The organism is Nocardioides sp. P5_C9_2, from assembly GCF_054049555.1.
This window is the reverse complement of record NZ_JBFUMD010000060.1, coordinates 1-11762: the sequence shown is the minus strand read 5'-3', so window position 1 is coordinate 11762 and position 11762 is coordinate 1. Positions and strand designations below refer to the sequence as shown.

9 protein-coding genes and 1 pseudogene are annotated in these 11762 nt (G+C 72.6%); 5 read left to right on the top strand and 5 right to left on the bottom strand.

The genetic code is table 11. From position 1 onward, the window contains the following. A pseudogene (locus ACXJKL_RS04990) lies at positions 1–359 on the bottom strand (ATP-dependent helicase); the annotation flags it as partial. 25 nt (positions 360–384) lie between these two features. Between ACXJKL_RS04990 and ACXJKL_RS04985 the strand changes: the two are divergent. The 5 genes from ACXJKL_RS04985 to ACXJKL_RS04965 all read left to right on the top strand — a co-directional run bounded on the left by ACXJKL_RS04985 (position 385) and on the right by ACXJKL_RS04965 (position 7286). Next, a complete protein-coding gene (locus ACXJKL_RS04985) occupies positions 385–873 on the top strand; it encodes a glutathione peroxidase (protein WP_457205952.1) in 489 nt (162 codons plus the stop codon). Position 874: 1 nt separating this feature from the next. Then, entirely contained in the window at positions 875–2050 is a 1176-nt protein-coding gene (locus ACXJKL_RS04980) for a dipeptidase (RefSeq protein WP_457205951.1), read from the top strand. 101 nt (positions 2051–2151) lie between these two features. Further along, entirely contained in the window at positions 2152–3603 is a 1452-nt protein-coding gene (locus tag ACXJKL_RS04975) for a DHA2 family efflux MFS transporter permease subunit (protein WP_457205953.1), read from the top strand. 540 nt (positions 3604–4143) lie between these two features. Further along, positions 4144–6078 (top strand): glycosyltransferase family 2 protein, encoded by a 1935-nt coding sequence (locus ACXJKL_RS04970; protein WP_457205950.1) that lies wholly within the window; start codon positions 4144–4146, stop codon positions 6076–6078. Then, positions 6075–7286 carry an acyltransferase family protein gene (locus ACXJKL_RS04965; RefSeq protein ID WP_457205949.1) on the top strand — a complete coding sequence of 404 codons (1212 nt, stop codon included), beginning with the start codon at positions 6075–6077 and terminating at the stop codon, positions 7284–7286. Before ACXJKL_RS04970 ends, ACXJKL_RS04965 begins: the two co-directional genes overlap by 4 nt. Before the next feature lie 274 nt (positions 7287–7560). On the opposite strand, the gene ACXJKL_RS04960 is transcribed toward ACXJKL_RS04965, so the two are convergent. From ACXJKL_RS04960 to ACXJKL_RS04945, 4 genes are read right to left on the bottom strand one after another with little or no spacing between them, the layout of a single operon-like run. Next, positions 7561–9681: a RecQ family ATP-dependent DNA helicase gene (locus ACXJKL_RS04960; protein WP_457205948.1), complete on the bottom strand. Its 2121-nt coding sequence runs from the start codon at positions 9679–9681 to the stop codon at positions 7561–7563. A gap of 32 nt (positions 9682–9713) precedes the next feature. Further along, entirely contained in the window at positions 9714–10466 is a 753-nt protein-coding gene (locus tag ACXJKL_RS04955; protein WP_457205947.1) for a 2-phosphosulfolactate phosphatase, read from the bottom strand. A 16-nt stretch (positions 10467–10482) separates the two neighbouring features. Next, positions 10483–11352 (bottom strand): hypothetical protein, encoded by an 870-nt coding sequence (locus tag ACXJKL_RS04950; protein WP_457205946.1) that lies wholly within the window; start codon positions 11350–11352, stop codon positions 10483–10485. Further along, entirely contained in the window at positions 11349–11669 is a 321-nt protein-coding gene (locus ACXJKL_RS04945; protein WP_457205945.1) for a hypothetical protein, read from the bottom strand. The genes ACXJKL_RS04950 and ACXJKL_RS04945 overlap by 4 nt, the downstream gene beginning before the upstream one ends. Positions 11670–11762 lie beyond the last annotated feature (93 nt).

Genomic DNA, 11762 nt, shown 5'->3' with positions numbered 1-11762 from the left:
GCCCGGACGATGCCCTCGGCGGTGTCGACGTCGAGGCCCTCGCGTGCCCGGGCCTGCGCCAGCTGGGCGATGCGGTCCTCGTCGGTGGCGTCGAGTCCGGCCACCTGCCAGCGGGTGCCGGTGTCGTCCGGACCGAACCGGCCGGCCGCGACCAGGCGCATGCCGAGCAGCACGGCGCCGCTGAGCAGGGTGACGCTCGGGTGCACGTCCCCCTGGGAGTGTGCCCGGGTCAGCACCGGGAGGGCGCCCCGGATGGGCAGGCTGACCGTGCGCCGCTCGCCGGTGAACTCGACCGTCCCGTCGCGGGGCTGCTCACCGGCCCTGAACGTGGCGGGACCGCTGACCGGGACGAAGCTCACCCGCCACACGCTAGCGTCGTACCCCATGAGCATCCTCGATTCCTCCCTGGCCCGCCTCGACGGCACCCCCGGCACGCTGCGCGACCTCACCGGCGGCCGGCCCGCCCTGCTGGTCAACGTGGCCAGCAGGTGCGGCCTGACGCCGCAGTACACGGGGCTCGAGGAGCTCCAGGAGAAGTACGGCCACCGCGGCTTCACCGTCGTCGGCCTGCCCTGCAACCAGTTCGGCGGGCAGGAGCCCGGCAGCGAGGCGGAGATCGCGGAGTTCTGCTCGGCGACGTACGGCGTCACGTTCCCGATGAGCGAGAAGGTCGAGGTCAACGGCGAGGACCGCCACGCCGTCTACCGGCAGCTGGTCGAGACGCCCGACGAGAAGGGCGAGGCCGGCGACGTGCGGTGGAACTTCGAGAAGTTCCTGATCGACGCCGACGGCACCGTGGTCGCGCGCTTCGGCCCCGTCGTGGAGCCCCAGGACCCGCAGCTCGTCGACCGCGTCGAGTCGCTGATCAGCTGACGTGGACGTCACCGCGCTGCTCGCCGACCACCCCGTCGTCGACGGCCACAACGACCTGCTGTGGACCGCCCGGGAGCTGGCGGCCTACGACTGGGACCGGCTCGACGTGGGCCTGCGCGGGACCGCCACCCACACGGACCTGCCCCGGATGCGCGACGGCGGGGTGGGCGCGCAGTTCTGGTCCGTCTACGTCCCCACCCGGCTGACCGGGGACCACGCGGTCAGCGCCACCCTCGAGCAGGTCGACGCCGCCCACGCCCTCACCGAGCGGTACGCCGACCGGCTGGTCCTGGCGCGCACCGCCGACGACGTCGAGGCCGCCTGGGCGTCCGGGCGGATCGCCTCCCTGATGGGGGCCGAGGGTGGGCACTCCATCGACTGCTCCCTCGGGACGCTGCGCCGGTTGCACGCCCTCGGCGTGCAGTACCTGACGCTCACCCACAACGCGAACACCCCGTGGGCCGACTCCGCCACCGACCGCCCCGTCGCCGGCGGGCTGACCGCCTTCGGCCGCGAGGTCGTGCGGGAGATGAACCGCATCGGGATGATGGTCGACCTCTCCCACGTCTCCGCCGACACGATGCGCGACGCCCTCGCGGTGGCCGAGGTACCGGCGATCTTCAGCCACAGCTCGGCGCGCGCGGTGACCGACAGCCCGCGCAACGCCCCGGACGACGTGCTGGAGTCGCTGCGGGACCAGGGCGGGGTCTGCATGGTGACCTTCGTGCCCAAGTTCGTGAACCAGGCGTGCGCCGACTGGCACCGCAGCGCCGTGGAGGCCGCGGCCGCGGAGGGGATCTCCGAGGCCGACAACGCCCGCTTCTCACCGTGGTACGCCGCTCACCGCGCGGCCCACCCGGAGCCGGTCGCCGACCTGTCCGACGTGGTCGCGCACTGCGAGCACGTGCGCGAGGTCGCCGGCATCGACCACGTGGGGCTCGGCGGCGACTACGACGGCGTCGAGGTGCTGCCGACCGGCCTCGAGGACGTCACCGGCTACCCGGCCCTGCTCTCGGCGCTGGCCGACCGCGGATGGTCGGGCGACGACCTGGCCCGGCTGACGTGCCGCAACGTGCTGCGGGTGATGCGCGACGTCGAGTCCGGCGCCCGGACGATCCGCGCCCGGCGCGGCCCCGGCCTGGCCCGCATCGAGGAGCTCGACCGCCCAACCGGGTGAGCCAGGCCACGTCGAGAACTGTCCTAAAGTAGTGGGTGGTTGTCGATGGCAACTGACACCATTCCCCGGTRACCACAGACCTTCAGCAGCACCCCGCCGACATCGCGGCGGGCGGCGACTCCGACAAGCTCGACAAGAGCGTCCTCCGCGTCGCCGGCGTCGTCGTGCTCGGCGCCATCATGTCCATCCTCGACATCACCGTCGTCTCGGTGGCCCTCGAGACGTTCCAGCGCGAGTTCGACGCCACCGCGGCCGAGGTCGCCTGGACGATGACCGGCTACACCCTGGCCCTGGCCAGCGTCATCCCGCTGACCGGCTGGGCGGCCGACCGCTTCGGCACCAAGCGGCTCTACCTGATGGCCGTGCTGCTCTTCACCGCCGGCTCCGTGCTGTGCGCCACCGCCACCAGCCTGGAGATGCTGGTCGCCTTCCGCGTCCTGCAGGGCCTCGGCGGCGGCATGCTGATGCCGCTGGGCATGACGATCCTGACCCGGGCCGCCGGCCCGGAGCGCGTCGGTCGCGTGATGGCCGTGCTCGGCATCCCGATGCTGCTCGGCCCGATCTTCGGCCCGATCCTCGGTGGCGCCCTGATCGACAGCGCCTCGTGGCACTGGATCTTCCTGATCAACCTGCCGATCGGCGCCGCCGCCATCGTCTACGCCTGGATCGTGCTGCCCAAGGACGAGGTCGAGCCGTCGGAGACCTTCGACTGGCTGGGCATGGTGCTGCTCTCCCCGGGCCTCGCCGCCTTCCTCTACGGCGTCAGCTCGATCCCCGAGCACGGCACCGCCATGACCCCGGAGGTCCTGGTCCCGATGGTCCTCGGCGCGCTGCTGATCATCGCGTTCGTGCCGTGGGCCCTCAACCGGCGCAACCTGCACCCGCTGATCGAGCTGCGCCTGTTCAAGAACCGCAACATGACCGTCGCGGTGCTGGCGATGATGCTCTTCGCGATCGCCTTCTTCGGCGCCTCGCTGCTGTTCCCGCTGTACTTCATCACCGTCCGCGGCGAGGACGCCCTCGGGGCCGGCCTGCTGCTCGCCCCGCAGGGCATCGGCGCGATGATCACGATGCCGATCGCCGGGATCCTGGCCGACCGCATCGGCCCCGGCAAGATCGTGCTCGTCGGCATCACGGTGATCACCGTCGGGATGGCGATGTTCACCCAGATCGAGGTGGACACCTCCTACTCCTACATCCTCGGCGCGCTCTTCGTGATGGGCCTCGGCATGGGCGGCACGATGATGCCGATCATGACCGCCGCCCTGGCGACGCTCACCGCGCACAACGTCGCCCGCGGGTCCACGCTGCTCAACATCACCCAGCAGGTCGCGGCCTCGATGGGCACGGCGCTGTTCTCCGTGATCCTCACCAACGAGCTCAAGAAGAGCACCGCCACCACCCCGGCCGGCGCGCTCGACCACATGGCCGACTCCTTCGCGACCGTGTTCACGGTCGCCACGATCCTCGTCGCCTGCTGCCTGATCCCGGCGGCGTTCCTGCCCCGCACCAAGGTCGCCCCGGCCGATCCCGCGACGATGATGGGTCACTGACCCGGCACCGCCGCTCGCCGACGGCCCGTCCTCCTCGTGGGGACGGGCCGTCGGCATTCCCGGGGGCGCGCCGGAGGCGGTGAACCAACCACATTCCGCGGGTCAGGGCCCCCTCGGGCGGTGAGTCAGCCACATTCCCGCGACCGAGAATGTGGCCACCTCACCCCCACCCCGGCGAGTCCCGGGCGACACCCGCGCGAGCGGTGCCGCAGCCACACTTCCGCGACCGGAGAATGTGGCTGACCCACCGCCCACCCCGGGCCGTCACTCACCCCACCCGGTGGCTGACTCACCGGCTGACTCGCTGACTCACCGTGGAACCGCCCCGCGCCGGTCGCGGCGGCGTCGTCCCGGGGTGACTCGTGTCTCGGGTGAGCATCCTCACCGTCGATCCGGGGGGTCAGGGTTTGCCTCGACGAGGGTCGGTCGTGGAGCGTCGAACGCTTCGCCGCGGCTCACGCAGACGCGCACCTCCCGGGCCCACCGGTCACCGCCGGTCCCCCGGGTCGACCTGCACGCCGACCGGAGAGAGACCCTCCCATGACAGTCCAGCCACGAGCTGCCACGCCCTTCGACCGACCGATCACCACCGGGGCCGTCGTCGACACCGTCGACATCACCGCCCCCGTCACGACCTTCACCCGGGTCGCCCGTCGCCGCATCGTCGCGGTCATCGACCCCGTGTGGGCGACCGACAGCGACGACCCCAACGACCACACCCGCGCCCCGGCCGGCGTGGTGGAGCGTGCCGCCGAGCTGCTCACCGCCCGGCTCCAGCCGGGCGAGCTCATCTCGGCCACCCCGAACGGCCGCCTGCTGCTCCAGCTGCGGCGCGAGGACCGGGCCGCCCGCCCCGTGCGGTTGCAGGAGATGGCGTACTTCGCCCTCGAGGTCCTCGACCGCCTCCACGACACGGACGTGGTGGTCGACCTCGGTGTGGGCTGGGCGCCCATCACCCGACAGCAGGACCCCGACGCAGCCAGCCGGGCCGCGGGCAAGGCGGCCGCCGAGTCGCTGCGGCAGCGCGACCTCCAGCCCCGCCAGGACGGCGTGCACGTCCGGGCCCGCAACCCGCGGATCTCCGGCTGGACCGCGAGCCGCCAGATCGTCGCGGCGACCGCCGGCAGCGTGCTGCTGCCCTTCCTGGCGATGGTGGGCCTGTTCCACCTCGGCATCGACGTCTCGGGGCCGCTCTACTGGACCCTCGTCGGCGCCCTGACGATCACCGCGCTGTCGATCTGGGCCGAGATCTCGCACGCGTTCACCCCGCCGCGGGTGCCCGACGTACCGGACGAGCCGGCCCCGCGGGCCACGGCCATCATCGCGGCGTACCTGCCCAACGAGGCGGACACCATCGCGGAGACGATCGAGCACTTCGTCGCCCACGACTACAGCGGTGACCTCCAGGTGATCCTGGCCTACAACTCCCCGGTGGGCCTGCCGGTGGAGGCCCGTCTTGCCGAGCTGGACGCCCAGCACGAACGGCTGACGGTCCTCAAGGTCTCCGAGAGCACCTCCAAGGCGCAGAACGTCAACGCGGCCATGCGCATCGCGCACGGTGAGTTCGTCGGCATCTTCGACGCCGACCACCACCCGGCGGACGGCTCCTTCGACCGCGCCTGGCGCTGGATCGCCGCGGGCCACGACGTCGTCCAGGGCCACTGCGTGATCCGCAACGGCGGAGACTCGGCCCTGGCCCGGCTGGTCGCGGTGGAGTTCGAGCAGATCTACGCCGTCTCGCACCCGGGTCGCGCGGCCCTGCACGGCTTCGGGATCTTCGGCGGCTCCAACGGCTACTGGCGCGCCACCGCCCTGGAGCGCATCCGGCTCCGCGGCTCCTACCTCACCGAGGACATCGAGGCCTCGATGCGCACCCTCGGCGCGGGTGGCAGYCTGGTGAGCGACCCCGGCCTCGTGAGCTACGAGCTGGCCCCGGAGAACATCCGCTCGCTGTGGAAGCAGCGGCTGCGCTGGGCGCAGGGCTGGTTCCAGGTGTCGGTCCGGCACCTGTGGCCGCTGCTGCGACGCCCGCACCTGTCGCTGAGGCAGAAGGCGGGCCTGACCTACCTGCTCGGCTGGCGCGAGGTCTACCCGTGGATCTCGATGTTCGCCTGGCCGCTGCTCGGTTTCCTCGCCTGGCGCGACGGCGGGCTGCAGATGACGTCCCCACTCTTCGTGCTCATCACCTTGTTCGTCACCGTCTCCGGCCCGCTGCAGACGATGGCGGCGTACCGGCTGGGCGCGCCGAGCATCCGCCGCAACCCCTGGTGGTTCGTGTCCGCGAGCCTCCTCAACCTGCTGGTCTACACCGAGGCCAAGAACCTGGTGAACCGGGTCGCGCACCTCAAGCAGCTGCGGGGCGAGCACCAGTGGGTGGTGACTCCCCGCACCGCCGCGAGCAGCGGCTCGAGCTCCGGCCCCGAGACAGGCACCGACCGCACCCTGACGACGTACGACGAGGAGGTGGCCGCATGAGCACCCTGCAGGCAACCCGAACCCCGACCGCCGCACCCGCGGACGGCACCGACGACCGGCGGGTCTTCCCGCTCAACACCCTGCGCGCCATCGCGGCGCTCAGCGTGGTGACCTTCCACGCCTACCAGCACTCCCGCAGCGGCCCCGACGCCGCCTGGCCCTGGGACGGTCTGGCCCACCAGCTGATGATCGGCACCGAGCTGTTCGTGGAGATGTTCTTCGTGCTCTCGGGCCTGGTCCTGTGGCTGCCGGTGGCCCGGGCCCTGTACGCCGGCGAGGAGACCCGGTCGGGTCGCGCGATGCTGCTGCGCCGGACGGCACGGCTGCTGCCGCTGTACTGGACCGTCGTCCTCGTGGTGTGGGCGATGACCAACCCGGACCTCCCGGGGCACTGGCAGGACCTGCTGCTGCACCTGACGTTCACGCACATCTACAGCGACACCTACATCTTCTGGACCGCCGGCCCGGCCTGGAGCCTGGCGGTGGAGTTCCACTTCTACCTGCTGGTGGCGCTGAGCTTCCCGGTGATCCGCCGGGCGACGCGGCGCTGGGAGGGCCCGCGGGCCCGCACCGCGATCCTGCTGTCGCTCCCGACCCTGCTGCTGGCGATCGGGCTGGTCTACAACCTCGTCACCATCAACTTGACCCAGCAGGACCCGACCAACTGGTCGGTGTGGTTCTCGCCGATGTCGCGGGCCGGCAGCTTCGCCGTCGGCATGTTCCTCGCCGTGGCGAGCGCGCGGGGCGTGCAGCTCCCCACCGTGCCGCGTCGGCTCGTCGCCGGCCTCGGCATGGGTGCCCTGCTCGCGCTGGTGGTCACCCGCCCCGAGACGGGTCAGGTGCACTGGTGGCCGACCCTGTACGCCGCCGCGCTGGGCGTCGCGCTCGCCGCCATCGTCCTGCACCGCGGTCCCTACCCGGCGGTGCTCACCGAGCCGACGCTGGCCTGGCTGGGTGGGCTCGGCTACGGGATCTACCTGGTCCACGAGCCGGTGCTGCGGCTGGTCTCCTCCTGGGGGCTGGTGCCCGAGGCCCAGCCCGGCGCGGTCTTCCTGGCCACGGCCGTGGTGGTGGCGGTCCCGAGCGTGGCCCTCGCCTGGCTCAGCTCGCGCACGGTCGAGTCCGCGGGGCTGCGGCTCTCGACGCTCGTCGACCGTGACGGGACGTCGCGGGACTACTACCCGCACCTGTCCCGCGAGTCCGCCTGAGCCTCGCGCTCGTCTCGCTCCGGCGGTAGCGGTGGGCAGTGAGCGGTGAGCGGTGGGCGGTGAGCGGTGGCCCAGCCACACTTGCTCGACCAGAAACGTGGCCAACTCACCGCCCCGCCGGCGCGCCCCGCGCGACACGCGGGTGAGCGGTGGCCCAGCCACATCTGTTCGACCAGGAATGTGGCTTGCTCACCGCTCGCCGGGGAGCGCGGGGACCGTGGCCCGGGCGCGGGAGCGTCCGGGCCACCTCCGGGTGGCGATGGGTCCGAGCGCCTCAGGCCTGGGTGCCGAGCGCCACGGGCAGCACCGCGGTGGCGCCGGCCTCGCGCAGCGCGACCGCGGCCACGGTCATCGTCCAGCCGGTGACGACGAGGTCGTCGACCAGGAGCACCGGGCCCGCGGGCACCTCGGCGCGCAGCTCGTAGCGTCGCGTGACCGCCGCGACCCGCTGGGCGGAGTTGGTGGCCCCCCGGCCCGGGGCCACCGACGGGTCGGCGATCGCCCAGGTGCCGACGAGGGGCAGCTGCATCACCCGCGACAGCCCGGCCGCGAGGTCGGCGACCAGCTGGGGGCGGGTGGCGGACTCGACGTGCACGAGCGCGACGGGTCGCTCGGCCCACGCGCCCGACCAGTCCTTCATGACCGTCATCAGGCCCTGGGCCAGGGACGGCGGGACCGGCCCGTCGGGGACACCGACGGCGAAGAGCTCCCGCAGCGCCTGACCGTGGCCGAGGTCGGTGAGCCGCGCGATCGCCCGCCCCTCCGCGGGACCGGACCCGATCTTGCCCTTGAGGCTCAGGCCCAGGTTGGCCAGCGCGGTGGGCCACATCTTGCGGGGCTCGATCGCCACCCCGGGGCGCGAGAGCCGGGCGCTGGCCGAGGCGACCGCCTCCTCGGAGACGGCGGTGACCAGCGAGAGGCCGCCGCAGTTGTCGCAGCGGCCGCAGTCGGCGGCGTCCGGGTCGTCGAGCTGCTCGCGCAGGTAGCGCATCCGGCACTCGTCGCTGTCGAGGTAGGCGAGCATCGCGGCCTGCTCCCGCTCGCGCGCCTCGCGGACCCGGTCGTAGCGCTCGGCGTCGTAGGCCCACTCCCGGCCGGTGGCCTCCCACCCGCCCTGGACGCGGCGGACGGCGCCGTCGACGTCGAGCACCTTGAGCATCGCCTCGAGCCGGTTGCGACCGAGCTCGACGTACGACTCCAGGGTGGCGGTCGACAGCGGCTTGTCGGAGCCGGCGAGCACGTCGATCGTCTGCCGGACCAGCTGCTCGGGCGGGAAGGACAGGCCGGCGAAGTAGGCCCAGATGTCACGGTCCTCGAGCTGCGGCAGCAGCACGACGCTGGCCTCCGACGTGCCGCGACCGGCGCGGCCGACCTGCTGGTAGTAGGCGACCGGGGACTGGGGTGCACCGAGGTTGATCACGAAGCCGAGCGAGGCGTCGAAGCCCATGCCCAGCGCCGAGGTGGCGATCAACGCCTTGACCCGGCCCGCCACCAGGTCGGCCTCCAGCGCCTGCCGCTCCGTCGGGTCGGTCTGGCCGGAGTAGGCGGCCACCTCGTGCCCGCGCTCGCGCAGGTAGGCGGCGACCTCCTGGGTGGCGGCGACGGTGAGGCAGTAGACGATGCCGGAGCCGGGCTGCTCGGACAGGTGGTCGGCCAGCCAGGCCAGCCGCTGCTCGGCGGTGCGCAGGCGCAGGACCCCCAGTCGCAGCGACTCGCGGTCGAGGGAGCCGCGGAGCACGAGCACGCCCGAGCGCTCGTCGGCGGTGGGGTCGAGCCCGCCGCCGAGCTGCTCGGCGACGTCGGCGGTCACCCGGGCGTTGGCCGTGGCCGTCGTGGCCAGCACGGGGATGCCCTCGGGCAGGTCGCCGAGGAGGGTCCGGATGCGGCGGTAGTCGGGACGGAAGTCGTGGCCCCAGTCGGAGATGCAGTGCGCCTCGTCGACCACGAGCAGGCCCGACGTGGCGGCCAGCCGCGGCAGCACCTGGTCGCGGAAGCCCGGGTTGTTGAGCCGCTCGGGACTGACGAGCAGCACGTCGAYCTCGCCGGCGTTGATCGCGTCGTTGATCGGCTGCCACTGCTCGATGTTGGTGGAGTTGATGGTGACCGCGCGGATCCCGGCCCGCTCGGCGGCCTCGATCTGGTTGCGCATCAGCGCGAGCAGCGGCGAGACGATCACGGTCGGGCCGGCCCCCCGCGAGCGCAGCAGGAGGGTCGCGACGAAGTAGACCGCCGACTTGCCCCACCCGGTGCGCTGGACGACGAGCGCGCGGCGCCGGTCGACGGCGAGCGCCTCGATCGCGGACCACTGGTCCTCGCGCAGGACCGCGTCGTCGCGTCCCACCAGGGCCTGGAGGTGGCGCTCGGCCTCGGCACGGACGTCGGTGGTGGTGGTCATGGCCCATGTCTAACAGGGCACCCCGACAACGCTCAGCCGGCGTCGACGAAGGCCTCGCCGTCCAGCACCGGTACGACGTCGCCGGCGTCCGCCTCCGCCGCCACGGCGACGTCGTCGGTGAAGCCCGCGGCCGCCAGCTCCCGTCCTCCGGCGCAGTCGTGGAGGTCCGCGGGCAGCCGGACGCCGGCCCACGCGTGGGTGGCCAGCCGGGCCTCCGGGCTCAGGCCGCCGACCCCCCGATCGACCAGCGCGGACAGGATCGCGCCCGCGCCCCACAGGTCCTCGGCGCACGGACGGAGGCTGCCGTCCGGCCACCGCTCCCCCGCCGGTACGACGACGCACGTCGCACCGCCGTGCACCAGCGGTGCGAGGTGGTCGGCGACCGCCGCGGCGTTGCGCAGCGACCCGGCCACGACCCGGGCGCCGGTCCCGGCCAGGGACTGGGTGATGGTCGAGCCGTTCGGGGAGGGCAGCACGATCCGCTCGACCCCGGAGACCGCGGCCATGGCGGCGGGCGACAGGCTCACCTGACCGGCCTGCTCGCGTGCCTCGAGGCGACCCACCGCCAGCAGCGCACCCCGCGAGGCGGCGTACGCCTGCGCGCTCTCGTCACGCCAGCGGTAGGGCAGGACGGCGATCCCCCGCCCGACCGCGATCGTCACCGTGGTGGTGAAGGAGAGCACGTCGACGACGACCGCGATGTCGGCGGGGACCGCGGCCGCACCGGCCGGGCCCCACTCGCACCGCACGGCGTACCCACCCTGGTCGTGCCCCGGCTTGATCACCGTCCCATTCAACAACCTAGAGGTCGTGGTCTCCCTGGGTGAGGCCCTTGCCCATGGAGAAGGCCACGGTCAGGCCGGCGTCGACCCCGGCCGTCGCCCCGTCGACGAGGTAGGTGGACACGGCCTTGGTCGCGGACCTCATGGCCGGGCTGATCTCACCCACGAGCTCGGCGAACCTGTCGAGGGACGCGGACAGCCCCTTCATGAAGGTGCGGCACCTCTCGATGATCTCGCGCGCCTTCATGACCAGGCCGGTGCCGGCCCACGGTGCGGCGATCCCGGCGGTCAGCGCGACCTTGGCCAGCGCGTCGACCGCCGCCCCGACCAGGTCGGAGACCAGCGCCTGCACGAAGTCCCGGACGCCGGCCAGCAGCCCGCCGGCGACCTCCACCCCGGCGGAGACGCCGTGGGAGATGCTGCCGAGGGCCGTCACGACCTCGGCCGAGACCGACGAGACACCCCGGTAGGCGTTGATGGCAAGGCCGGAGAACTCGCCGAGGTCGTGGTCCACCAGGGCTGTGTAGTCCGGCGAGAGGCCCTGGAGGTGGTTGCCGATGTTGGTCCACGACTGCGCGCCGGCGGTGATCACCGCGGGGTCGCCGAGCATCTCGTCGAGCCACTCCTGGAGGGCTCCGCAGTGCTCCATCATGAAGTTGGCCACCATGGAGGAGACCCCGGCGACGGGGTTGACGATCATGCCCACCACGTCGAGCGCCGCGCTGACGCCCTGCACGCTCGCCTCGATGAAGTCGCCCTGGGCCAGCGCGGAGGCACCGTCGATGGCGCCGTCGAGGACCGCGACGCCGTTGTTGAGCTCGGTGATCGAGCCGTGGTTGGCGATGACCCCGTGGTCGGTGCCCGGGGAGGTGACGACGAGATCGTTCACGGCAGCAGGTCCTTCATCTTGTTCCAGGCGGTCATGACCGCGCCGTCGACGACCTCGAACTCGTCGGCGACGTTCTCCACCGCGTCGGCGGTGGAGGTGAAGATCTCACCGAGCGTGGTCATCGACTCCTGGCCGGCCGCGTCGAGCGGCGCCATGAGCGGCCACACCAGCTTGGAGCCGATGGTCCCGAACATGGTCGAGCTGAAGTTGGCCTCGTGGGAGGCGGCCTTGGCCTTGTCCACCTGGCTGTTGAGGCTCCGCACATGGGCGGCGTGCGCCCGCAGGTCGCCGGCGTTGACCGCGAATCCGTCGCTCATCAGACCTCCTCGTAGCCGTACTGCTCGCGGTAGGCGTCGGTGTAGGAGCGTGCGGTGCTGGAGTCGGGGCCGTAGACCTCGGCACCCAACTCC

Coding starts and splice junctions, on each gene's coding strand:
- ACXJKL_RS04985 (WP_457205952.1), top strand. CDS start 385: ATGAGCATCCTCGATTCCTCCCTGGCCCGCCTCGACGGCACCCCCGGC.
- ACXJKL_RS04965 (WP_457205949.1), top strand. CDS start 6,075: ATGAGCACCCTGCAGGCAACCCGAACCCCGACCGCCGCACCCGCGGAC.
- ACXJKL_RS04945 (WP_457205945.1), bottom strand. CDS start 11,669: ATGAGCGACGGATTCGCGGTCAACGCCGGCGACCTGCGGGCGCACGCC.